This is a genomic window from Algoriella xinjiangensis (assembly GCF_900115015.1).
Lineage (GTDB): Bacteria > Bacteroidota > Bacteroidia > Flavobacteriales > Weeksellaceae > Empedobacter > Empedobacter xinjiangensis.
The window spans coordinates 37190-60190 of record NZ_FOUZ01000012.1 but is presented as its reverse complement, the minus strand read 5'-3'; the positions used below and the strand labels follow the sequence as shown (position 1 = coordinate 60190).

General features: G+C 30.7%; 24 protein-coding genes. 9 read left to right on the top strand and 15 right to left on the bottom strand.

The window, feature by feature from the left end:
- Positions 1 to 3 precede the first annotated feature (3 nt).
- On the top strand, positions 4 to 2310 hold the full coding sequence (locus BM072_RS12005; RefSeq protein ID WP_092908919.1) for a GEVED domain-containing protein: 2307 nt from the start codon (positions 4 to 6) through the stop codon (positions 2308 to 2310).
- Between the two features lie 106 nt (positions 2311 to 2416).
- Here BM072_RS12005 and BM072_RS12000 read toward each other — a convergent pair whose 3' ends face one another.
- Together BM072_RS12000 and BM072_RS11995 are read right to left on the bottom strand one after the other, a co-directional pair.
- Positions 2417 to 2980: a DUF4256 domain-containing protein gene (locus BM072_RS12000; protein WP_092908918.1), complete on the bottom strand. Its 564-nt coding sequence runs from the start codon at positions 2978 to 2980 to the stop codon at positions 2417 to 2419.
- 242 nt (positions 2981 to 3222) lie between these two features.
- Positions 3223 to 3858 (bottom strand): hypothetical protein, encoded by a 636-nt coding sequence (locus BM072_RS11995; protein WP_092908917.1) that lies wholly within the window; start codon positions 3856 to 3858, stop codon positions 3223 to 3225.
- A 709-nt stretch (positions 3859 to 4567) separates the two neighbouring features.
- Between BM072_RS11995 and BM072_RS11990 the strand changes: the two genes are divergently transcribed.
- From BM072_RS11990 to BM072_RS11975, 4 genes are all read left to right on the top strand, one after another.
- The gene (locus BM072_RS11990) at positions 4568 to 5140 is read left to right on the top strand and encodes a helix-turn-helix domain-containing protein (protein WP_092908916.1); all 573 of its coding nucleotides are present in this window, start codon (positions 4568 to 4570) and stop codon (positions 5138 to 5140) included.
- Positions 5141 to 5151: 11 nt separating this feature from the next.
- The gene (locus BM072_RS11985) at positions 5152 to 5976 is read left to right on the top strand and encodes a DUF3347 domain-containing protein (protein WP_092908915.1); all 825 of its coding nucleotides are present in this window, start codon (positions 5152 to 5154) and stop codon (positions 5974 to 5976) included.
- A gap of 77 nt (positions 5977 to 6053) precedes the next feature.
- The gene (locus tag BM072_RS11980) at positions 6054 to 6491 is read left to right on the top strand and encodes a hypothetical protein (RefSeq protein ID WP_092908914.1); all 438 of its coding nucleotides are present in this window, start codon (positions 6054 to 6056) and stop codon (positions 6489 to 6491) included.
- Between the two features lie 23 nt (positions 6492 to 6514).
- The gene (locus tag BM072_RS11975) at positions 6515 to 8776 is read left to right on the top strand and encodes a multicopper oxidase domain-containing protein (RefSeq protein ID WP_092908913.1); all 2262 of its coding nucleotides are present in this window, start codon (positions 6515 to 6517) and stop codon (positions 8774 to 8776) included.
- 56 nt (positions 8777 to 8832) lie between these two features.
- Here BM072_RS11975 and BM072_RS11970 read toward each other — a convergent pair whose 3' ends face one another.
- The 5 genes from BM072_RS11970 to BM072_RS11950 all read right to left on the bottom strand — a co-directional run bounded on the left by BM072_RS11970 (position 8833) and on the right by BM072_RS11950 (position 12348).
- Positions 8833 to 9120, bottom strand: a complete 288-nt coding sequence (locus BM072_RS11970) for a hypothetical protein (RefSeq protein WP_245752164.1) — start codon at positions 9118 to 9120, stop codon at positions 8833 to 8835.
- Between the two features lie 83 nt (positions 9121 to 9203).
- Complete coding sequence (locus BM072_RS11965; RefSeq protein ID WP_092908912.1) at positions 9204 to 10244, bottom strand: T9SS type A sorting domain-containing protein; 1041 nt, start codon at positions 10242 to 10244, stop codon at positions 9204 to 9206.
- A 115-nt stretch (positions 10245 to 10359) separates the two neighbouring features.
- Entirely contained in the window at positions 10360 to 10932 is a 573-nt protein-coding gene (locus tag BM072_RS11960; RefSeq protein WP_245752163.1) for a TlpA family protein disulfide reductase, read from the bottom strand.
- A gap of 5 nt (positions 10933 to 10937) precedes the next feature.
- Positions 10938 to 11909: a TQO small subunit DoxD gene (locus tag BM072_RS11955; protein WP_245752161.1), complete on the bottom strand. Its 972-nt coding sequence runs from the start codon at positions 11907 to 11909 to the stop codon at positions 10938 to 10940.
- 70 nt (positions 11910 to 11979) lie between these two features.
- On the bottom strand, positions 11980 to 12348 hold the full coding sequence (locus BM072_RS11950; RefSeq protein WP_092908910.1) for a hypothetical protein: 369 nt from the start codon (positions 12346 to 12348) through the stop codon (positions 11980 to 11982).
- 85 nt (positions 12349 to 12433) lie between these two features.
- Between BM072_RS11950 and BM072_RS11945 the strand changes: the two genes are divergently transcribed.
- Genes BM072_RS11945 through BM072_RS11935 form a run of 3 tightly spaced genes read left to right on the top strand, consistent with a single transcriptional unit; the run spans position 12434 to position 15082 of the window.
- Positions 12434 to 13438 carry a FecCD family ABC transporter permease gene (locus BM072_RS11945; protein ID WP_092908909.1) on the top strand — a complete coding sequence of 335 codons (1005 nt, stop codon included), beginning with the start codon at positions 12434 to 12436 and terminating at the stop codon, positions 13436 to 13438.
- Positions 13435 to 14424 carry an ABC transporter ATP-binding protein gene (locus BM072_RS11940; RefSeq protein ID WP_092908908.1) on the top strand — a complete coding sequence of 330 codons (990 nt, stop codon included), beginning with the start codon at positions 13435 to 13437 and terminating at the stop codon, positions 14422 to 14424. The genes BM072_RS11945 and BM072_RS11940 overlap by 4 nt, the downstream gene beginning before the upstream one ends.
- Positions 14393 to 15082, top strand: a complete 690-nt coding sequence (locus BM072_RS11935; RefSeq protein WP_092908907.1) for an SDR family NAD(P)-dependent oxidoreductase — start codon at positions 14393 to 14395, stop codon at positions 15080 to 15082. The genes BM072_RS11940 and BM072_RS11935 overlap by 32 nt, the downstream gene beginning before the upstream one ends.
- A 226-nt stretch (positions 15083 to 15308) precedes the next feature.
- Here BM072_RS11935 and BM072_RS11930 read toward each other — a convergent pair whose 3' ends face one another.
- The 8 genes from BM072_RS11930 to aroB form a co-directional block, all read right to left on the bottom strand.
- Entirely contained in the window at positions 15309 to 16031 is a 723-nt protein-coding gene (locus BM072_RS11930) for a hypothetical protein (protein WP_092908906.1), read from the bottom strand.
- Positions 16028 to 16819: a DUF4097 family beta strand repeat-containing protein gene (locus tag BM072_RS11925; RefSeq protein WP_092908905.1), complete on the bottom strand. Its 792-nt coding sequence runs from the start codon at positions 16817 to 16819 to the stop codon at positions 16028 to 16030. Before BM072_RS11925 ends, BM072_RS11930 begins: the two co-directional genes overlap by 4 nt.
- Positions 16820 to 16829: 10 nt before the next feature.
- Positions 16830 to 17657, bottom strand: coding sequence for a hypothetical protein (locus BM072_RS11920; protein WP_092908904.1), 828 nt, complete (start codon positions 17655 to 17657; stop codon positions 16830 to 16832).
- Positions 17650 to 18213: an RNA polymerase sigma factor gene (locus tag BM072_RS11915; protein WP_177190315.1), complete on the bottom strand. Its 564-nt coding sequence runs from the start codon at positions 18211 to 18213 to the stop codon at positions 17650 to 17652. Before BM072_RS11915 ends, BM072_RS11920 begins: the two co-directional genes overlap by 8 nt.
- Positions 18214 to 18319: 106 nt before the next feature.
- On the bottom strand, positions 18320 to 19654 hold the full coding sequence (locus tag BM072_RS11910; protein ID WP_420836350.1) for an MATE family efflux transporter: 1335 nt from the start codon (positions 19652 to 19654) through the stop codon (positions 18320 to 18322).
- A 10-nt stretch (positions 19655 to 19664) separates the two neighbouring features.
- A complete protein-coding gene (locus BM072_RS15415) occupies positions 19665 to 20051 on the bottom strand; it encodes a hypothetical protein (protein WP_125113201.1) in 387 nt (128 codons plus the stop codon).
- A gap of 56 nt (positions 20052 to 20107) precedes the next feature.
- The gene (gene msrB / locus BM072_RS11905) at positions 20108 to 20644 is read right to left on the bottom strand and encodes a peptide-methionine (R)-S-oxide reductase MsrB (RefSeq protein WP_092908902.1); all 537 of its coding nucleotides are present in this window, start codon (positions 20642 to 20644) and stop codon (positions 20108 to 20110) included.
- Entirely contained in the window at positions 20632 to 21684 is a 1053-nt protein-coding gene (gene aroB, locus BM072_RS11900) for a 3-dehydroquinate synthase (protein ID WP_092908901.1), read from the bottom strand. Before aroB ends, msrB begins: the two co-directional genes overlap by 13 nt.
- A 161-nt stretch (positions 21685 to 21845) precedes the next feature.
- On the opposite strand from aroB, the gene BM072_RS11895 reads away from it, so the two are divergent.
- The gene (locus tag BM072_RS11895) at positions 21846 to 23000 is read left to right on the top strand and encodes a GlmU family protein (RefSeq protein ID WP_092908900.1); all 1155 of its coding nucleotides are present in this window, start codon (positions 21846 to 21848) and stop codon (positions 22998 to 23000) included.
- Position 23001: the final 1 nt, after the last annotated feature.

Sequence of the window (23001 nt, the reverse complement as noted above, 5' to 3'; positions counted from 1 at the left end):
CTCATGAAAAAATATATATTAAGTATGCTGTTATTAGGAACAGCTTCTCTATCATTGGCGAATACATTTCCATTTAGAATGGATGTGTTAGAAAATAATAGATTGAATACTCCTTTTGATCAATTTCAGAATAAAGGAACAGTAATAGATTATTGTATACCTGTTGTACAAGACCCAGAAGCAATAACGTTAGTTTCTTTAGGTACAATTAACAATGAAAGTTCAGCAACTACTACATCAGGATATGAAGATTTTACAGCGTTTTCTACAAATTTAGGAACATATCGTACCTACGAAATTAAGTTGAAAGGTAATACTGCAGGTAATTATGTAGCAAGTTATACATTGTATATTGACTTTGATCAAGATGGTATTTTTGGACGAGTTGATAATAATGATACTGAAGGAGAAAATGAGAGAATTGAGTTAGGTTATATCGAAAACTCTACTGGAGTTGATAATAAAGTTTTAACAGCTAGTTTTACTATACCTGGAAATGCAACACTTGGAAAAACAAGAATGCGTGTTATGAAAAGACAAACGACTTTCAAACCAATCGTATATGCTAAAAACGGATGCTTACTTGGTAATTCGTATGGACAAGTAGAAGATTATTCCGTAAATATTATTTCTCCAAAAGGGTGTAATACAAGTGTAAATGGAGTAAATACAGCTAGTCCATTTATTCCAAAGAAAACAGTTTTTGACCAAGTAGTTACAGATAAAGCCAAAACAGGTGCTTATTCTGAGATTATGGTATACGAAGGAAATAAATATACATTTAAAAATAGTATCCCTTCACTTTTTACTACTTTAACAGATGATACAGGAAAAACAACCTTAGCAAGTAATAATTTAGAAATCACGTGGACAGCTACCTATACAGGAATCTTAAGATGGTATACACACACTAATGAGGACACTTGTTCGTCTGATACAACACTTTTTACGCAGAAACTGAGTGTAGAAACTGCAGTAAATCCTTTATTAAATCCTTGTGGTTCGGGAGTACCTACTTCTAAGTTAAAGTTAAATGTTCCTATTAATGGTAGTAACAAACAAGAAGTAGCATTTGATATAGTTTCTTTTCCAGGTAAAAAATCAATAATAACAGGAATCAAAGTTAATTTAATTGGAGATACTTCTAACTTAAGCTTTGAAGAATATGATGATGCAAGTGGAATTCCAGGTGCTTTATTATCAAAGGTAACAGGAAAAATTGTTACTAAAACAGAGATAGGTACAGTTAATTCGGTAAAAGCTTTCACATATGAATTTAGTTTTGATAAACCAGTTATAATAGAAGGAAATAAAAATCTACGTAAATGGTTAAAAGTAGTAACAGATGCAACTGCAATAGAAACTAATACTAATTATGTGACAAGTAATGAAATTGCATATAAAAATACAACAAATAATAAATGGGAACTTTCTGCTGATCACGAAGCTGTTTATGAGTTAATAGCTACATGTACACAAGATATGTGTACACAAGAAGTAATAGCTGAAGATGCAAACGATGGGCAATTACCTAGTAAGCTTGAAGTATTTCCAACAACTTTTGATGGTTTAAAAGGAGCAATTGATTTATTAGTAAATCAAGACAAAATTCTTAAAGTAAATGGTATAGATTTAGAAATGATAACAGTTCATAATGTTGGAAAAGAAACAGATGATCAGATTATTGAGTTTTCATTGTTTACAAATGATCCTGATAAAGATGAACCAAAAGAAGTTATCTTAGATAAGATAGCAAATAAGGTAACTGAGCGTAAATTATTAAATCAATATCTAATGGATGGTGGAGATGGTACAATGTTAATTTTTAGAAAATTCCTAGTGAAAGTACAATTTGATGAGCCATTAACTTTAGATGGTACAAAGTCTATAAAATATTGGCTTAAACTAAATTCATCTTATTACGCTGTTAATGGTGTTGCGAATGCAAGTGCAGTTGTGGGATCAGGTTATAAAATAGATTTATTTGGTATTGCGTATGTTCCTTATTTAAATAGTGAAGCTGTTTATAAATTACATACAGATTGTTCAGATTTAGGAGTGGATGATATACAAAAAGTAACAAAATTATCAGTTTATCCTAACCCATTTACAAACGAAATAACAGTAGTATCTCTAACTAATCTTACTCAAATTGAAGTTTTCAATATGGCAGGTTTAAAAGTAAATTCTAAAACTGTTAACGATAAAAAAGTAAATATAAACTTAGGTAATTTACCAGCAGGTGTTTATTTATTACGTTCTCTTGACGAAAACGGAAAAACAAATGTCCAAAAGTTGATTAAGAAATAGTCTTAAGTTCATAATTCATGTTAATTAATTGAAGAGAAGCGGTTCTATAACCGCTTCTTTTTTTATGCTCAAAAAACTAAATTAGTGTAGTAGATGTAATTTAGAATTACACTTTTATGATTCCTCTAAAACCACGCGCCGCATAATACGATTGCGCACCATTGTGATAAATAAAAACAGTACCATAACGATAATCGCCAAATATAGCACCGCCTAAATCTCTTATAGGTTGAGGTGTTTTTAACCAACTCGACGTTTTTTGATCAAAATTCCCAACACTTTGCAACAAACGATATTCAGCTTCGGTTAACAAATCAATCTGCATTTGTACAGCAACATCTAGTGCATTATTTTTTGGTTGATGTTCTTTGCGCGATGTTTGTCCATCATAATCATACGCCAAACTTCTTCTATCTTTCGGACTTTCCGCAGCACAATCTACAAACCAAATTTGGTTTGTGTTTTCATCAAAATAAATAACATCAGGTTCGCCTCCCGTTTTTTCCATTTCGTTGATTGACCAGATTTTTGAAGGAAATAGTATTAATTTTTCTTCAATCACTTTCCAATCCAATTCTTGATGACGCTTCATATTTTTATGAAATCGACTTTTCAAAATTTCAAGAAGTTCAGTTTGTTCTTCAGGTAAAAGAATAGTATTTGTAACCATGATAAGGATGTTTAACCATAAAATTAATCATTTATTTTTTAAGATTTAGTCATTCTGAATTCGTTTCAGAATCACACCATTAATATGTAAAGTTCTGATGAGAAGCTTAACTAAATTCAGCTTGACAAGCAGTAATTAATATGATTTGTCATTCCGAGATTAATTGTCATTCCGAGCTTGCCGAGGAATCTAAAAATAACAAATTCTTCATTTCATTCAGAATGACAGCAGAGTTATAATTTTTACTTTGTTATTTCTTTTTGTAGAATTTGTATTGAGCCACCAGCGCTATTTCCAGAAAGTTGTATATAAATATCATCACCATCTGTTCTTCTAATCACATAAACTTGGACAGGATCATTCCAATAATCCAACGAGCCTTCTTCGCCCAAATACCTTGCATTATTTTTTAAATAATTGGTTTGTTGATCCGTTAATTTTTTATCCAAAAGCATAACGCCTCCTAATTTTTTTATTGCATCATCATAAGTTTTTAGAAAATACGGAAAAGACCAATCTGTTGTTGCATCATCACTTTTTACGACATAAGTTTTAAAAACTTTACCAGATAATTTCTCAAAATCACCATTTTTTCCAATTGGAAAATACAAATCATCGTAATCTCTATTTATCGGTTTATTTTGATATTGAATATTTTTAGGTAACTCCAAATAAGGAAATTCACCTAATTCAAATGTAGAAACAGTAATCGTATTTATATCAAATAGTTGAATCGTTTTTGCAGTGTCTTTCGCAGAAATTGTATCATTTTTTTGTAGAATAACTTCAGATATTTCTTCGTTATTTTTTTCTTTTTTAGAACAAGAAGATAGAATAATAGAACTACCTAAAAGTAAATAAAATGGAATTTTTTTCATTTTGTTGAGGTTTTATTGAGTGAATAATAAAGGTAGTGTTTTGTCTATTAAACTTGTAATCAGTAATATATATTTAATGATTTGATAAAATGAGATCTTGTTTTATCGTTCTGTCATTCTGAATTCTTTTCAGAATCACATCATCAATATGTAAATTTTGATGAGAAGCTGAACTAAATTCAGCTTGACAAGAAGCATTTAATATGAGTTGTCATCCCGAGATTAATTGTCATTCCGAGCTAGCCGAGGAATCTAAAAATAATAGATTCTTCATTCCATTCAGAATGACAGTAGATTTTTATAATATTCATTATTTATCATTCATAAATATTTTAAGGTTTTAGTCATTCTGAACTCGTTTCAGAACCACATCATCAATATTTAGATTTTTGACGAGAAACTGAACTAAATTCAGCTTGACAAGCATTTAATATGATTTGTCATCCGAAGATTATTTGTCATTCCGAGCTTGTCGAGGAATCTAAAAATCACAAATTCTTTATTTCATTTAGAATGATAGCAGAGTCTTGTAATAATTCATCATTCATAATTTATAATTAAAAAGACCGATTTACTTCTCAAATCTGTAAATTATAACAAACAATTTACTAATTGTATAACCAATTTTTGGAGACATTTCAGAAATTTGTAACCAATAGAAAGCATCCGAATATTAAATTCGTAACTTACATTCACTCATTCAAAAAATATGGAAAAAATAGATAAATTATTCATCAAAAACATGGTTTGTCACCGTTGCAAAATTATGGTTGGTCGAATTTTAAAAATGAATAATATCGAAGCAACTCAAATTGATTTGGGCGAAGTTGAACTTAAAAATCCAATTAACGAAGAACAATTATTGGTTATAAAAAGTGAATTAGAAGAAGTAGGTTTTGAGTTGATTGATGACAAGAGAAGTAAATTAATAGAACAAATAAAAACGCTTATTATTCAGTTAGTTCACCAAGAAAATAACGAGTTAAAAGTAAATCTTTCGGATTATTTAAGTGCAGAAACAAAGTTGGATTATAAATATATTTCGAATCTTTTTTCGGAGATGGAAGGGCAAACAATCGAGAAATATTTTATTCAACAAAAGATAGAAAAAGTAAAAGAATTGATGGTTTATGATGAGTTATCGTTGAGCGAAATTGCGTATCAATTAAACTATTCGAGTGTGGCGCATCTAAGTGCACAATTCAAAAAAGTAACAGGTTTTACACCAACAATTTTTAAACAATTGAATCGTAATTTGAGAAAATCAATTGATAAAATTTAAATTTTAAACAGATGAAAAAATATAATTTATTCGCAATTACTTCTTTTTTGGCGTTGAGTTTATCCGCACAAATAAAAAATGCAGAAACGCATCAATTTTCGGTAAAAGGAAATTGTTCTGATGCAAAAGAATTGATTGAAAAAGCAGGAAATCAAAAGAAAATAGCTTCGGTTGTTTATGATGCAACTACTCAAACTGTAGAAATTACGGTAGATAAAACGAAAACAAATGCTTCGGAAGTTTTAAAGAAAATTGCGTTAGCAGGTTTTGATAATACCGAATATTTTGCGCCGGATGAAGCGTATACAAAGCTGAAAAAAGATTGCCAATATCCACGAGACAAACAAATGATGACAGATCATTCGGGAATGAATCATTCGACACATCAGCAAACAAATTCTTCGCAAGAATCAAATCAATTGAGCAATGTTTTTGAACATTATTTTAAATTAAAAGATGCTTTTGTTGCAACCAATGAAACTGAAGTTAAAAACCAAATTGCGGCTTTTACTAAAAGTATAAAAGCAGTAGAAATGGGTAAATTATCACATAATGTACACATGGTTTGGATGGAAGAATTGAATAATTTAGAAACGAATTCAGCGTCAATTTCAACAGAAAAAGACATTGAAAAACAACGAAAATTATTTTCTAAAGTTTCTGAAAGTCTTTACAAATTATCAAAAGTAGCAAAATTAGATTATACAGTTTATTACCAAAATTGTCCAATGTTTAACGGCGGTTCTAATTGGTTAAGTAAAGAAGAGAATATCAAAAATCCATATTACGGAAGTAAAATGTTAACATGTGGTAGCACTGTAGAAATATTAAAATAATAAAGTTGAAAAGAGCGTTTTTTCGGGATAAAAAAAATATTTGCCTCGATAAGTTATGCTGAAAAAGTAAGATAGACATGAAAAAGATTAAAGTGAAAGTAGTAGGCGTAGCAGTTTTATCAGCAATGTTATTTGTTTCTTGCCAAGAGAAATCAGAACAAAAAGAAGTTGTAACAGAAACAGTTCATCATGAAAATGAGTTGGCTGTTGCAACTACTTCATCAAGTTATAAAATAGGTGATAAAGTGCCTAATAAGCAGGTTTGTATGGTGAATAACGCATACATGGGCAAGGATCAATTTGAAGTTCCTTATGATGGAAAAACGTATTATGGATGTTGTAATATGTGTGTAGAACGTATCCCAAATGATGAAACTTCTCGTCAAGCAACAGATCCATTTACGGGTAAAATTATAGATAAAGCCAACGCGTATATTGTTTTGAAAGATGAGGTTGGAAATGTAGATTATTTTGAGAACGAAGATAATTATAAGAAATACAGTCAATTAAATTAAAATAAATTAAAACGAAAAATAGTATGAAAAGATTTTTTTGTTTAACATTTATCGTCTTAACGTTTACGGGATATGCGCAAAAACGTGTCGAATATGATTTATTTATTCGTGATACAATTGTTAATTATTCGGGTAAAGAAAAACGTGCAATTGCGGTAAATGGTCAAATTCCGATGCCAACTTTAGAGTTTACAGAAGGCGATACAGCCGTAATTCGTGTACACAATGAGTTAAAAGAAGATACGTCTTTGCATTGGCATGGCTTGTGGTTGCCAAATAAGGAAGATGGCGTACCAATGTTAACGCAAATGGGTATAAAACCAGGCACAACGCACACGTATACTTTTCCAATTATACAAAGTGGGACGCATTGGTACCACAGTCATTCTGGTTATCAGGAGCAAATTGGAATGTATGGTTCGTTGATTTTACATAAGAAAAAAGATGATCCAAAATTTAGAAAAGGAATAGATGATTTGCCTATGGTTCCTATTATTTTGAGTGATTGGACAGATTTGAAACCAGAAAACGTGCAACGTATGTTGCAAAATGCAAATGATTGGTTTGGAATTAAAAAAGGATCAGTTCAAAGTTATGCAGAAGCAATTAGAGAAGGACATTTTAAAACAAAATTAACCAACGAATGGAAACGTATGTTGGCAATGGATGTGAGTGATGTGTACTACGAAAAATTTACTTTGAATGGTAAAAATGAAAGTCAATTAAAACAATTTAAACCAGGCGAGAAAGTACGTTTACGAATTTCTAACGGTTCTAATTCAACTTATTTTTGGTTGCGTTATGCGGGCGGAAAAGTAACAGTTATTGCAAATGATGGTCAAGATGTTGAGCCAATTGATGTTGATAGATTGATAGTTGGTGTTTCCGAAACTTATGATGTGATTGTCACAGTTCCAAAAGATGGTTTGTCATACGAGTTTCAGGCAACTTCGGAAGACAGAACGGCTTCTACATCGGTATTTATAGGCGAAGGTAAAAAGCAATTGATTGAACCGCTTCCAAAATTGAATTATTTTGAAGGAATGAAGATGATGAACGACATGATGAAAATGGACGGTTCTATGAATGATATGGGCATGCAAATGAGCTTGCAACAAATGGATATGAATACGGTAATGTATCCAGAAATTGTAGGCGAAAAAAATAAAAAGTCAACTAAAAAAGAGAAAAAGAAGTCATCTAAATCTGAAGAAAATAAGATGGAAAAGATGGACGAAATGGATCATTCTTCTCATCAAAATTCAACTTCGGATATTGTTACTTTAAATTACGGGATGCTAAAAGCGCCTTTTAATACCGAATTGCCAAAAGATGCAACGGTAAAAGAATTGCGTTTTGAGTTAACAGGAAATATGAACCGTTATGTGTGGAGCATGGACAATAAAGTATTGTCAGAGGTTGATAAAATTCCAGTTAAAAAAGGTGAAATTCTTCGCATTACGTTATACAACAATTCGATGATGCGTCATCCGATGCATTTACATGGTTTTGATTTTCGCGTAATCAATAAAAATGGAGAATATTCGCCACTAAAAAATGTGTTGGACATTATGCCAATGGAAACTGATGTTATCGAATTTCAAGCAAATACAGAAGGTGATTGGTTTTTTCATTGTCATATTTTATATCACATGATGGCTGGTATGAACCGTGTTTTTGAAGTTGGAGATTATCAAAATCCATTAATTCACGATAAAAAACACGCGTATAAAATGTTGCAAATGGACAGTAATATGAAACATTTTATGATTGAGAATGATTTCGCAACCAACGGAAATGATGGTATGTTTAGACTCCAAAATGCACGTTGGGAATTAACTTCTGAATGGGGTTTAGGTTACACAAAAGAAGATGGTTACGAGGTTGAAACGCATTTAGGAAGATATATCGATAAAAATCAATTTTTTCAGGTATTTGTAGGTTTTGATTGGAATCAACACAATACGAAAGGAAATCATAGTATCGAGAAAAATGTTTTTGGACAAAATACTGAGCGCAACAAAGGTTTGTTTAGTACTGGTTTTATTTACAAATTACCAATGTTGATTGATTTTCAGACAGAAATTTATCACACAGGTAAAGTTCGTTTACAATTTATGCGCGAAGATATTCCGATTTCTAAACGTGTACGAGCTGGTTTTATGTGGAATACCGACAAAGAATACATGGGCGAATTAAGTTATATTTTGAATCGTAACATGAGTATTCGTTCGCATTATGACAGTGATATGGGATTTGGTTTAGGTTTAAAATTGAATTATTAATAAGTAGAGATATAAAAAAACGGATAAAATTTTATCCGTTTTTTTGTGCTTTATATTTATTCTTGTATTGTGTCTTCCTCTTTATTTTCTACTTTATTCTCTTCGTTGTCTTCTTCAATAACTTCGTCTACAATTAATGTAAATTTCATCGATTTTTTAGGATATTGTGTTAAACTAATATCACTTCGGTTATTAATTACAGTATTAATAAGAACTGTATCACCAAGTTTAAATTTAGCCACAGTCAATTTATAATCTAATAAATATGGTCCACAGAAGTAGTTACCATTTTCATCTTTCTCAATAATACCTTTATAAATTCCTTCTTTCGTTTCTTTCGACATAAAATTTTATTTAATGGCAAAAGGTACAAATAGAAATTGCAATAATGTTTGACTTTGTCTAAAAAGATTAAACTAGATATAAATTATTTCTTGATAAATTTTAAAGTTGTTGTAGAATCATCATTTGATAGTATTATAGCAAAATAAATTCCATGATTTAATTTTGATATATTTATATTATCGTTGAATGATGATAGTATAAGTTGTCCATTTGTATTGTAAAGTTTTAGATTCTTTATTTTTGATCCAGAAACAATTTTTAAGACATCATTTTGTACAACGGCATAAATTTTATTTTTGTTTAACTGTTGATCTGTTATAGTTAAATTTGAAGATTTATTGACACAACGAACAGTATATCCATGACTTTTAGCATCACCTCCAAATCCAGCAATTGCTCCACTTAAATATACGTATCTATAAAAATTTGGATTGGCACTTGCAGATTTTGTCCAAATATATGCGCGTTGTCCAACAAAAGCAAAACTATTATCTTTTCTTGCACCAGCACCTACAATTTTTAAATTACTTTCAAAAGCACGTGTAATTCCATTTCTCGAATCTGAATCATCTTTTGGATTGATTTTTTCTTTTTCCATTAAATTTGTCCAATCAGCTTCGGTTGGTATTTCCCATGTTTCGCCAATAGCTTTACAAGGATCCATTCCATTATTTGCAGTTATTTCAGCTATATTCTTAGCATTCCAGCTATCATCTTGATTAGGATTTGCAAACCAACCATCATAATTACTACTCCATGGTGAACCTCCATTTATAAAAAATAAAGGATTGCCTTTTTCTAAACCCAAGGGGTTATTAGGTGTTGGATAATCTTCGCTTGTTTCCGAGTTTTTTAATTGATGTCCATCATCCCATCTTCCCCATTGAAAATAATCACCATAAGCAGCTTCATCATTTATAGTTGTTGCAATTTGTTTACTACCCAAGTTTTGTTGTAACCATTCGTAACCATCAGCAGCTCGTACCGTTTTATAGTTTACTGTCTCATCTTGATATATTAATTCGGTTTGACCTGTATCACCAACATTATTTCCCGCTGTTATATTTTGAGCATTAGTTAAAGTTGTCATTAAGACCGAAAAAAGTAAATATTTTTTAATCATAAAAGTTAAAATTTATGAAGCAAATATATTTATTTAGACTTAATAAGAATAATAAAATGATTTAAAACATGATTAAATAAAAAGCGCATTTCAAATAGAAATGCGCTTTTATTAATTATTTACTTGTTTTCAATTCGTTTAAAAAATCTTCAACATCTGTTCCAGAATAATCTGCCATACCAATTGTTGTATGCGCAATATTTCCTTGTTTATCTAAAATAACAGTTGTAGGTAAAGAACCGTTAAAAAAATCTGTCGGAATTGCCGAAGTAGGATAAACAACTGGTAAAGTTAATTTTTTACGCGCCATAAATTTTGCAACTTTATCACGTTTTCCTTCAACTTCTACCGTTAAAATAACAACATCTTTATCGTCTTTAAATTTATCGTATAACGTTTGTATTGTTGGCATTTCTGCAATACAAGGCGGACACCAAGTTGCCCAAAAATTAAGAAAAACTACTTTGCCTTTCAAATCTTCTAAAGTTGTTGCTTTTCCATTAGCATCAACCATTTCAAATTTATAATTTGCTTCTGTTTTAGTTGTCGTTTCAACTTTTTCTAACTTAGGCTGAAATAAACCTAATTTCATGAAACCTTGTTGTACAACTGCTTTTGCTTCTGGTACAAAAAGTAAAACCAAAACCAATGCACCTATAATTATTGTTGAATAATTTCTTTTTATCATTTCTATTAATTTGTTATTGTTTGTTCCCATTGTAAGCCGCTTATATCGGTTAAAATTACTTTGTGAATTTGTTCTTCTAGTTCAAAATTTAAATTAGCTTTCGCACCCAAAGGTAACACTAAACTGTGTTTGTGCGGTGTAACTTTTGCTACATAATAATTAGAAATTTGATGTTTTGGCAACTTCGATAATTCATTCATATCCAATGTTTCGATTGTTTTATTTTGATGATTTATAAAATCAATTTGAATTAAAAAAGAGCCATAAACATCGGCGCCTTCTACGCGCATAACATCAAATGAAACTTGATTTTTTTGTTGTTTAAGATTCGTGATTTCTAGTTTCGGTTTAACAGATTTATTGTGTAAAGTTCCGTAAACACCACCATGAAAAACTTGATTAGTGTACAATGTTGCAAAAAGTAAAAAGAAACTAAACGCAACAAAATAAGGCGTGAATTTAGATTGAGAAGTTTTATTCCATTTTTCTTCTTGTCTGATAAAATTATTTTTATTGATAAAATAATCCAGCGAAAATTGCCCGCTACCAGCCTGAAAAAGCGTAAAACCTCCTGCCAAACCTAAAACACCAATTTGCCATTCGTCCAAGCAAGTTGTTCCAATCCAACCAGAACCCAAAAGAATTCCCATTGCCAAGAAAAAAACAACAATACTAATTAAACGTGTTTTGAAACCAATCATCAGAAATAATCCAACAAAACCTTCTACAAGTGTAAAAATCCACATTTTGTAAAGTAAAACTTCAGGATTTTCGACTAAATATTGAATAAGTGGTTTGATGAAAAGTGCATTTGGTAAAAAATGATTGAATTTTTCGCCAATATAGCCAGCAGCTTCGGGATCAAGTTTATTTTCTAAAATTAAACGCCTCCAAAAAGCCGAAAAGTACGTCCAACCAATGATTAAACGTAATGCCAAAACAGCATTACCCATTGATAAAACAGATTTATTTTGCATGTAATAAGTGTATAAGTGTTTGAATATTTATTGTTTATGTAGTAAATTATAACCTCAAAAAAAGGTTAGATTAAAACAACAACGAATATTTCAATTGCTTATATAAAAGGTAAAAAGGTATTTTTGGTGAAGAGATTTCAACTTCTTTAGAAAAATTTTCATCAGGTAATGATGAACGCGCAAGTTGAATAAAATTGAAAATAGTTGGAGTAAAATCAACGTGATAAAAATCTACTTTTTGAATTGATTTTTTTATCGCTTCAAATTTTATAACCGAGCACGAAATTGATTTTGCTTGAAGTGTCTTTGTTTGAGAAGTTTTTGTTGCATGTTGAGCCGATTCTATCTCAAAAATGGTATGGATAGACGCTTTGATGCTACATGGTGTAATAAGTAGCAACGCAGAACAAACAATTAATATAAAACTCTTCAAATTCATTTCAGCGAAACTAATGATAAAAACTATATCAATACAAACGTTTTTTAAACCTTAACAAATTATTAGAATTTCTATATTTGTCTAGATGAAAGAAAAACCACTATTTTTTGCCTTTTTATTTTTTACGCTAATCTTGTTTATAGCAAGTTTGAGTGTCGGGAAAGTATCGATTTCTTTCAACGAAATTTACCACGTATTTTTCGGAACATCGGACGAAATGATAAATAATTTGGTACTCAATTTCCGATTACCAAAATCTATTACAGCTTTGTTGGTTGGTATTTCGTTGCCAATTTCAGGATTTTTGATGCAAGAGCTTTTTAAAAATCCGTTGGCAGATCCGTCTGTTTTAGGAATTACATCTATGGCAAGTTTGGGTGTTGGTGTGGTTATTTTTCTTTTTTCAATAATAGGATTAGATCAATATCTAAATAATCCTTGGATTACAATTATCGCTTCTTTTTTGGGTGCAATAACGGCTTTATTAATTGTTATTGTATTTTCGTTTCGCGTAAAATCGGCAGCATCATTGGTTATTTTAGGATTTATGATTTCGGGTTTATCGGGCGCATTAATTGGTATGATGCAATATTTTGCACCATCAGATAAAATCAAAGCTTTTTTGATTTGGGGATTTGGCTCATTAAGCGGATTATCGTGGCAGCAAATTAGTATTTTTGCTTTGTTTGTACTTTCTGGTATCATTGTTTCATTATTTTCTTTACGCGGAATTACAGCTTTACTTTTAGGCGAACGATATGCACAATCGTTGGGAATAAATATTAAAAAATTACGCTTTATAATTTTAATTGCAACCGCATTGCTAACAGCTTCTGCAACGGCTTTTGCAGGACCAATTGGTTTTATAGGATTAGCAATTCCACATATTTGTCGTACACTTTTAAAAACCGGAGATATGCGTGTTTTGTACCGGTGGATTTTTGTTTCGGGAATATTTTTTATGCTTTTATTCTCGATATTGACAGAAATTTTTCCGTTCGGAACTTTACCAATTAACATTATTACCGCGTTATTTGGTGCGCCAATTGTGATTAGTATTTTGTTGAATAATAAAAACGAAGTTCGATGAATACAGAGATTTTACGTTTAGAGAATGTAACGGTTGGTTATGGTTCTCAAAAAATTGTTTCGTCTATTAATGCTTCAATTTCTGAAAATGAATTGGTTGCTGTTTTAGGAAAAAATGGAGTGGGAAAATCAACGTTGATTAATTCTATTTTAGGTTTTCAGAAAATATTAAATGGTTCAATTTTAATCGAAAATCAATCTATTCAAAAGTTATCTGCTCAAGAAATTGCTCAGGAAATTGCGGTTGTTTTGCCTCGACTTTCTATCGTTCCGAAAATTAAAGTTTCAGAATTGGTTGCTATGGGGCGTTTGCCTTATCATAAAGTGTTAAAAAAGATTTCGAATGAAGAACTTTCTTTGGTTGATGAAGTTTTAGAAATGGTTGGTATTTATGATTTGAAAACGCATTATGCAAATCAAATTAGCGAAGGACAATTGCAGTTGGTGATGATTGCGCGTGCATTGTGTCAAGATTCAAAATTGGTGATTTTAGACGAACCAACATCAAATTTGGATTTAGCAAATCAATATAAAATTTTTAATTTATTGAATGAGATTAAATCAAAAACAAATAAATCTTTTTTGATGATTACGCATAACGTGGATTTTGCAATTGAAAAATCGGACAAAATTTGGTGGATAGAAAACAACGAGTTAAAGGAAAATATACCCGAACAAGCTGCTTTTGAATTTCAGATTATGCAGAAATTATCCAATCAAAATTTAAGTTATGATTCGGATACAAATCGTTTTTTAACGAAGAAGAATTTTAGAAAATCAATTGGAGTTAAAGGTAACTCTGAATTGGCTTTTTGGGTAAAAAATGCGTTGATGAGAAATGGAATTCAGGTAGAAAATAATGCGGAAAATCATATTGAAATAACAGAAAATAATATCATCTTTGGCAATCAAAAGTTTGAAAATATTCAAGCAATCATAAACTTTATACAGCAAAATGAAAAATATAATCATAACAGGAGCGAGTAGAGGAATTGGGTATGAATTGGCAAAACAACATTTGCAATTAGGAAACCGCGTTTTGACAATTTCTCGTAATGTAGATAAATTAAAGGAGTTAGAGGTTTTTGCTAAAGAAGGACAATTTACGTTTATCGGAATTGATTTGTCTAATTTTGATGAAATTTCGAACGTTTTAACAGCGATTGAAAATTGGGATAAAGTAGATATTTTGTACAATAATGCAGGTTTGTGTATTAATAAACCTTTCGCAGAAATTACTGAAGAAGACCTAATCATGTCTTGGAAAGTTAATTTTATGGCGCCTTATCGTTTGGTTCAAGTTTTATTGAATAAATTCACGATTTCGTCGCATGTAGTTAATGTTTCGACGATGGGAGCGGTGCAAGGATCAGTTAAATTTCCTGGTTTATCTGTTTATTCTTCCTCAAAATCTGCAACAGTTAATTTGACTGAATTGTTAGCCGAAGAATTAAAAGATCACGGACCAAGAATTAATGCAGTTGCTTTAGGAGCGGTGCAAACAGAAATGTTAGAAGAGGCTTTTCCTGGATATATTGCCCCAACACAACCACACGAAATGGCAGAATATTTAGTTGATTTTGGGTTGAATGGTTGGAAATATTTTAACGGAAAAGTACAACAAGCTTCAATTTCTACACCTTAGTAAGAAACAATTAAATTTTAGATTTAATTTAAAAAATAATTCAACATAAATAATCCCGTTCATAAGTTGGACGGGATTATTTTGTTATAAAAATGATTCATATTTAGCATCAAAAAAAGACAAAGCAGTAGCTAAATCTACAATTTTAGACCATTGTAAATTGTTTTATTTTACGCTTTAAAAATATGATTTTGAAGAACGAGAATTATTTAGAACTGAAGAAAAATTATTTTCTCAAGTAAATATTTCCGTATTGAGAGGAAAATTCTTGACGAGGTTCTTTTCCAGAAAAAGCCGTCATAATAGTATGAAAATCTTCAGATTTTATGGTTTTAATTGGTAAATTAAGATTAGTATAAATTTTTCCGTAAAAATATTCAATCAAAATTTCGCCAACTTTTTTTTCATCCAAAGTAGCATCTACACTACCATAAGTTGATTTTGCAATAATTGGTGCATCAAATTTTTTAACTTCAACTGTTCCATAAATCGATTCAATTTTAGTTTTCATGTGACGCGGAACTTTTATCTCTAATTCGATTTCTAGTTTAGCATTGTATGATTTTATTTTAAACTTTACATTTTTGTCTTTTTCATATTGAAGAAGTTCTTTTTCGGTATTAAATTCCATTTTTTCTTTTCCAAGATAAGCTGTAAGCTGTTGTGGAAGATTTTTATAATTAGGAATTTTGCCTTCGATTACTTTTTCGTTATTTAAGACACGTTCTGTAATTTCGAAAAACGAATTATTTTCGCCATTATTTATGTTTACTTTTCCAGTAATTTCTACTTCGTTTTTATCCCAAGTACTAATTTTAATGAGTTGAGGATAATCAAATTTCAAGACCAATTCTTTTCCTTGTGGAACAGAAAATTGCTTTTGTAAATTAGTTTGCGCAAATGTGATGACTGCGAATAAACTTATTGCTAAAGAGAAGATTGTTTTCATAAAGCTCTTAAATATACTTTTCCATAATCAGATCTAAAATTATAAGTATTTCCACCGCCGTTTAACGTTGCATTTAATTGATCGTTAAACATTTCTTCGCTCAATTTTTTCTCAATTTTTAAAGGTAATTCTGGCGCAACTAAAATTTCACCATAATTGGTCGTCACTTTTACATTCGCTTTTGCCGTTTTTGGCAAGCTTACATCAACATTTCCGTAAATAGAAACCACAGACAACGGACTTTTGATATTTGTACTAAATTTTGCATCAATACTACCATAAACGCTGCTGATTGTTGTAGGACCAGTTACATTTTCGAACACCATGTTGTTGTATGTTGTAGAAGCATCAATTTCGCTTTCAATATTTTTGAAAGTTACAGTTCCACCATATTGAGATTGATGATTAAAAGACACAAGCATATTTTTTGGAACAAGAATTTTTATATTTGGCGGACTAATTCTTTTTAGTTGATTAACCTCTACAGTTCCATTTTTTTCGATAACATTAATTCCTAAACCAGTGTTGTCTTCTAGTCCCATTGCATTTACAGCACGTAAACCTTTTGCGCGTTCATCTACATTTTTAGACGAATTATCTTTCGAAAAAACGATTTCTTTTCCATCATAACCTTCAATTGTTGCTTTTCCAAGATTAATCAGAATTTTACCCTTATTTACCGAAACTTGATAGGTTTGTTTATCATTCTCATTTGATTCGGATTGAGTTTGTCCGTAAAGTGACATCATTACTAATGAAGTCACAATTAGCATAGTTTTTTTCATCATAATATAAAATTTATTGATTATTTTCTTTTTTAAGAAGCACCGCATACGCTTCATCTTTTACAAAAGGCATCGTTTTAGGATCTAAAACAATTTCTTGTAATTTTTTTATCAATTGTTGATCTAAAGTATCGTTGTTTAAGTGCGCAATAATTCCGATTAATTCCATTTGAACCATAGGATTATCTTGCTCCATAAAAATTTTAGTCATTTCATCAGAAGCTGTTGTCTTAGCTAGTTTAGATGATAAAACTTCGATTGCATTTAGACGAACAATTGTATTTTGATCTTTTAAAGCAAGTGCTGTCAACCATTCTTTTTCTTCCGAATTCAAGGTAGAAAATTCCCCTAATTTTGCAATTCCATTAATACGATTACTTGTTGATTGTTGATCGCTCAAAAGACTTAAAATTTCTGAGTTATCTGTATGTTCAACAATTGTCTTTTCTTCTTTTATTGGTAAAACAGTTTCTTTTATTTCTATTTTTTTATTGTGAGTTACAACTTCAATTTGGTTTGATTTTTTATTTTCTAACTTTTCAAGAACTGAATTAATTTGTTCTTTTTGCTTTACTTTTTCTGTTTTTTGTTTGACAACAATTTGTTCTTTTGTTACCGAAACAGAATGATCATTTTGCATAAAATAAAGACCAATACTTACCAAAATAAGCGCACTTGCAGCGATGCTCCAATAGCCAATATTCCATTTTTTTTGCGGAACCAAAACTTTTGGTTGTTGCGGAATATTTGTTTGAATTCTTTTCCAGAGCTCTGCTGATGGTTCTTTGTTATCAAAATCAGCTCTATTTTTATCTATATATTTTTTTAATTTATCATCCATAAGACATCGTTTGTTCTAATGATTGTAAGATTTTCTTTTTTGCGCGGTGATATTTGCTTCTTACCGTTGTGTTACTTATTCCGAGCATATTTGCAATTTCTTCTTGCGGAATATTTTCGAATAAATATAGGTTAACAATTGTTTTTGTATCGATTGGTAAAGTTTCAATTGCTTTCAGAATTTCTTCAATTTTATTGTCCCAATTTTGTTTTTCTAGTAATTGTTCTTCGCTTTCATCAATAATATTTGAGTTTTCTACATCAGAAAAATAAACCTTCTTTTTTCTTAAATGAGAAATTGATTTATTAATCGAAACACGTTTTAACCAAGCACCTAAATTGTCGATATCCATTAATTTTTGAATATCAGAAAAGATTGACACAAAAATATCTTGCGTTAAATCTTCTGCTTCAGAAACTTCTGTCACCAATCGAAAAACGGTATTAAACACCGATTTTGAGTACCGATGATACAATTGAGAGTAACCCAATTCTGTACCCGATTTGCATAAAATCAGTAATTCTTTATCGGTATATGGAGTATTTTCTACTTTCAAAATTCTCAAGGTTACATTACGTTTCTTATAAACTAGACGTAGGAAGTTGAAAGATGTTGCATTCTTTTTTGAAAAATTTTTAAAAAAGATGAAAACTGCAGCATTTTTAGCTGTTTTGAAGGATTCTTTTTCTGAAAATATACATCAACGGAAAACTACGAATTAGCATCCAAATTCCGAAAGCTAACCAAATTCCATAAATGTTTAATCCAACATAATCGCTAATAATTAAAGTTGGTAAAAAGCCGCAAAAAGTTGCGATAATTAGATTGTTTCGGAGCAGTTTTGCATCACCCATTCCTTTAAAAAATCCATCAAAAATATATGCCAATGTATTGATTGGTTGCATTAATAATATCATCCAAAATACAGAATTGAAAATGGTTAATACTTGAGAATTCTTGTTGAATAATTCGCCAATTTGAGTATAAAAAGTAAAACAAATAACAATTAAAATGATAGATATTAGCACCGAATATTTAGAAATATCTTTACTCAAAATCCATAATTTCGGATAGTTTTTTTCGCCTAATAATCGTCCTGCCATTGCATTTCCTGCACCTGCATAACCATCAATAAAAAAGGAAAAGAATAACCAAATATTCATTAAAATACTTTGAGCCGCAATATAATTTTTACCATAACCAGTTGCGTAAGAATTCGCCAAAAAGAAAGCAATATTGAGCGAAGCCGTTCTGAGAATAAAATTGAAACTGAGGTAAACGTACTTTTTAAAATAAGGATGAATTGATTTTCCGGGATTTAATCGGAAAGGAGTTTTGGTAAAATAATAATAAAAAGCCATAATTACCATAATCAATTGCGCAATTAGACTTGCATAAGCCGCGCCTTTGATATGATAAGCAGGAATAAAATTATCAATTCCGAAGATTAAAATATAATCTAAAAACACATGAATAAATGCGGCTGTAAGACTACATTTCATCGCCCAAATTGTATTTTGTATTCCTCTAAATGAACCGAAAATAGTTAATGAAATTAAGGTTAATGGAAAACCAAATGCTCGGATTTTGTAATAATCAACAGAGAAATCCAAAACCAAATCTTTTGCATTATATAATTTAAACAATTGTTCTGCAAAAAAGTAGGTCGGAATTAGAATAAGTAAACTTAAAAATACATTAAAATAAAGCGCTTGCGGAACCAAATATTTTACTTCGTTTAGTTTATTTGCTCCAAAATTTTGAGAAACAAGAGAAGAAATTGATGTTTTGGTTTGCGCTACAATCCAAATTATTCCTGATAAAAAACTACCAACTAAACCCGCTGCAGCTAATGCTTCTACAGAATTATCGGGAACATGACCAATCATTGCAATATCGGTTAATGTAATTAATGATTCGGCAATTCCAGAAAATATAGCTGGAATTGCCAATTGATTAATTTGCTTGAATGTAATTCTATCCGAAATCGAATTCATTTCGAAGATTTTATTTTTTTACGCGCTTATAAACGGGTTTGTTTTTTAGCATCAAGCTTATCATAAAAATAGTGATTGCAACTAAAGTAAAATAACCTAATAAAGGTAATCCTGGAATTTCGTAATCGTTGTATTTAAACATAAATATGCAGAATAAATAGAAGGCAAAAACCAAGTAATAGAATGCTTTTTTGAATGATCCGTAGTTGAATTTATTGCGAATAAATTCGTTTAAATTTAATATTATCAAAAAGAAATAGCCAATGAAAAACGCATAACGTAATGGATTAACAGGGCGATCTGTAATACTAAAATTAACCATGAGATTGTAGTTATAAACTCCGTTAACGATAAGTAATAATAAAATTAATATGATGGTAATTCGTAATGCTTTCATAATGTTGTGTACTATTTTGAAGTAAAAAAAGCTGTTGATATAACAGCTTTTAAAAATTATTTTTCAGATTTAAAATCGAGTGATAAAGAATTTACGCAATAACGTAAACCTGTTTCTGTTGGCCCATCGTCAAAAACATGCCCTAAATGACTTCCACAATTACCACATAAAATTTCTTTGCGAACCATTCCGTGTGTATTGTCAATGTGTTCTACGATTTTACCTTCTTTTATTTCTTCATCAAAACTTGGCCAACCGCAATGTCCGTCAAATTTAGATGAAGAAGAAAATAATTCTTCGCCACATGCACCGCACGTGTAAACACCTTGTTCAAAATGCATGTTAAATTTTCCTGTAAAAGGACGTTCGGTACCAGCTTCTCTCATTACATAATATTGTTCTGGAGAAAGCTCTTTTTGCCACTCTTCGTCGCTTTTGTTTATGTTAAATTCAGGTTTATTATTCATTGCAATTGTGTTTGTTGTTGCTTTTATAGGTTCATCTTTTTTAAAAAGTGATGTACATGCGCTAAGAAAAAAACTTACTAGTAAACCAATTATTAAAAAAGAAGACTTTTTTGTTACCCAATCCATTGGTTATATTTTTCAAAAGCTTGTCTAATTTCGTCTTCAGTACAAACTACATCGTAACGACAAGATCCAATTTTGTTGATCAAACTAAAGTTAATCGAATTGTTTTGGTTCTTTTTGTCGTGTTTCATCCATTCCATTAAGTTAGGAAAAATTTGCATATCAATAGTATTTAAAGCATACATAGAAGCAAAACTTTCGCAAACTTCTTCTACATCAGCTTTCGAAATTAACTCTTGATCATAGCTCAAAAAAGTTTCGATAATCATTCCAATCACAATTGCTTCACCATGCAAAAGCGGAAAATCAGTTTCTAACGATTCACTTTCTATAGCATGACCAATTGTATGACCAAAATTTAAGATTTTACGTTCACCTTTTTCGTATTGATCATTTTCGACCACATTTTCTTTTAGATGGATAGAATCCATAATAAACGGAGCCAATGCTTCGGCATCATGCGAAGGTAATTGAACCAAATTATCCCAATGATCACGATTTTTGATTAAACCATGTTTCAACATTTCTGCTAAACCAGATTTTACTTGGCGTTGTTCTAAGGTTAATAAAAATTTTGGATCGACTAAAACCATCTCGGGTTGATTAAATGTACCAACCATATTTTTCATTCCTTCTAAATCAATTCCATTTTTTCCACCAGCAGATGCATCAACCATAGATAATAAAGTTGTCGGAATGTTGATAAACTTAATACCACGCTTAAAAGTAGAGGCCATAAAACCGCCCATATCTGTTAAAACGCCACCACCAACATTTATTACTAAAGCATGTCTATCGGCACCCAAATCACTCAAGGCAAGCCAAAGATTTGTTACCGTATCGATGTTTTTATTGTCTTCGCCCGAGTCAATTTCTAAGATTTCGTACGCAGAAAGATTGTCTAAATCGGCTAAAAGTAGAGGTAAACAGTGCACATGCGTGTTTTCGTCTACCAAAAAAAAGATAGTCGAAAATGAATTATTAGCTAGGTAATCGTCTAAAATATACGCGATTGACCCGAAATGAATTGGAGCTGATTTCAAAGTAGAAATGTTTTATTAAAATGTGCCTAAAATTACGCAGACCTTTTTATATCAACCAAATATTTTGAATGATTTATTTTAGGCTATGCAAATAACAGAATATAGACCGATCTTAGGGCTTATAAAATATAATTTTCTAAATTTGCACAAATTCTTAAAAGATGAATATAGTTCTTTTTGACGGTGAGGAAAGGGAAAACCTTTTGCCACTTACGTTTACAAAGCCAGTGGCTTCATTACGAATGGGTGTTTTAACCTTTACCGAACGTTGGGAAAGATTATTAAATACGACCGTTTCTTACAAAACGGTACCTTATTTAGTAGATAAATTTCCAATAAACCTTCAATCAGAAAATATATTTATCAATCCTTCATTTTTTCCTTCAAAGAAATTAGTCGAAACAATAAATTCATTAATTATAGGACAATCAATTGTCTATAATAACGAATTGGTTGCGGTAAAAACAGTAGAAAATGAACCAACAATTACGGTTGATTCAATCATTTTTGAAGAAGAATTAATTCATATTAAACATTCTTGGGATTTGTTTTCGTACAATTTTCAAGCAATCGAATTTGATTTTGAATTATTAACTGCAGGTAAAACATCTCAACCAATCTCATCAACTAACCGAGTTTTACATTCAGAAAAAATATTTTTAGAAGAAGGTGCAAAAGTAGAATTTGCAATTCTTAATGCTTCCGAAGGTCCAATTTATATAGGTAAAGATGCCGAAATAATGGAAGGATCGATGATTAGAGGAGGTTTAGCTTTATGCGAACATGCGAAGATTAATATGGGCGCAAAAATTTATGCGGGTTGTACGATTGGACCATATTGTAAAGTTGGTGGAGAGTTGAATAATGCTATTTTAATGGCTTATTCTAACAAAGGACACGATGGGTTTTTAGGAAATGCAGTAATTGGTGAATGGTGTAATTTGGGTGCGGATACAAATAACTCTAACCTAAAAAATAATTATGCCGAAGTAAAATTATGGAGCTACAAAGAAGGTAGATTTGTGAAAACGGGTTTACAATTTTGTGGTTTAATAATGGGCGATTATGCAAAATCTGCAATTAATACGCAATTTAATACTGGTACGGTTGTTGGAGTTTGCGCCAATGTTTTTCAATCAGGGTTTCCTCCAAACTTAATAAAACACTATAGTTGGGGCGGAAATTCCGATGCACCGATTTTTAGTTTTGACCGTGCTTGTGAGGCTGCAGAAAAGATGATGGAGAGAAGAAAAGTAGATTTAACAGCTACTGATAGAAAGATCTTAGAACATATTTTTAATTTAAATAATAAGTAAT

Excerpts from the sequence above, each read along its gene's own strand:
- BM072_RS12005 (WP_092908919.1), top strand. The coding sequence starts at position 4 with ATGAAAAAATATATATTAAGTATGCTGTTATTAGGAACAGCTTCTCTA.
- BM072_RS12000 (WP_092908918.1), bottom strand. The coding sequence starts at position 2,980 with ATGGTTACAAATACTATTCTTTTACCTGAAGAACAAACTGAACTTCTT.
- BM072_RS11995 (WP_092908917.1), bottom strand. The coding sequence starts at position 3,858 with ATGAAAAAAATTCCATTTTATTTACTTTTAGGTAGTTCTATTATTCTA.
- BM072_RS11990 (WP_092908916.1), top strand. The coding sequence starts at position 4,568 with ATGGAAAAAATAGATAAATTATTCATCAAAAACATGGTTTGTCACCGT.
- BM072_RS11985 (WP_092908915.1), top strand. The coding sequence starts at position 5,152 with ATGAAAAAATATAATTTATTCGCAATTACTTCTTTTTTGGCGTTGAGT.
- BM072_RS11980 (WP_092908914.1), top strand. The coding sequence starts at position 6,054 with ATGAAAAAGATTAAAGTGAAAGTAGTAGGCGTAGCAGTTTTATCAGCA.
- BM072_RS11975 (WP_092908913.1), top strand. The coding sequence starts at position 6,515 with ATGAAAAGATTTTTTTGTTTAACATTTATCGTCTTAACGTTTACGGGA.
- BM072_RS11970 (WP_245752164.1), bottom strand. The coding sequence starts at position 9,120 with ATGTCGAAAGAAACGAAAGAAGGAATTTATAAAGGTATTATTGAGAAA.
- BM072_RS11965 (WP_092908912.1), bottom strand. The coding sequence starts at position 10,244 with ATGATTAAAAAATATTTACTTTTTTCGGTCTTAATGACAACTTTAACT.
- BM072_RS11960 (WP_245752163.1), bottom strand. The coding sequence starts at position 10,932 with ATGATAAAAAGAAATTATTCAACAATAATTATAGGTGCATTGGTTTTG.
- BM072_RS11955 (WP_245752161.1), bottom strand. The coding sequence starts at position 11,909 with ATGCAAAATAAATCTGTTTTATCAATGGGTAATGCTGTTTTGGCATTA.
- BM072_RS11950 (WP_092908910.1), bottom strand. The coding sequence starts at position 12,348 with ATGAATTTGAAGAGTTTTATATTAATTGTTTGTTCTGCGTTGCTACTT.
- BM072_RS11945 (WP_092908909.1), top strand. The coding sequence starts at position 12,434 with ATGAAAGAAAAACCACTATTTTTTGCCTTTTTATTTTTTACGCTAATC.
- BM072_RS11940 (WP_092908908.1), top strand. The coding sequence starts at position 13,435 with ATGAATACAGAGATTTTACGTTTAGAGAATGTAACGGTTGGTTATGGT.
- BM072_RS11935 (WP_092908907.1), top strand. The coding sequence starts at position 14,393 with ATGAAAAATATAATCATAACAGGAGCGAGTAGAGGAATTGGGTATGAA.
- BM072_RS11930 (WP_092908906.1), bottom strand. The coding sequence starts at position 16,031 with ATGAAAACAATCTTCTCTTTAGCAATAAGTTTATTCGCAGTCATCACA.
- BM072_RS11925 (WP_092908905.1), bottom strand. The coding sequence starts at position 16,819 with ATGATGAAAAAAACTATGCTAATTGTGACTTCATTAGTAATGATGTCA.
- BM072_RS11920 (WP_092908904.1), bottom strand. The coding sequence starts at position 17,657 with ATGGATGATAAATTAAAAAAATATATAGATAAAAATAGAGCTGATTTT.
- BM072_RS11910 (WP_420836350.1), bottom strand. The coding sequence starts at position 19,654 with ATGAATTCGATTTCGGATAGAATTACATTCAAGCAAATTAATCAATTG.
- BM072_RS15415 (WP_125113201.1), bottom strand. The coding sequence starts at position 20,051 with ATGAAAGCATTACGAATTACCATCATATTAATTTTATTATTACTTATC.
- msrB (WP_092908902.1), bottom strand. The coding sequence starts at position 20,644 with ATGGATTGGGTAACAAAAAAGTCTTCTTTTTTAATAATTGGTTTACTA.
- BM072_RS11895 (WP_092908900.1), top strand. The coding sequence starts at position 21,846 with ATGAATATAGTTCTTTTTGACGGTGAGGAAAGGGAAAACCTTTTGCCA.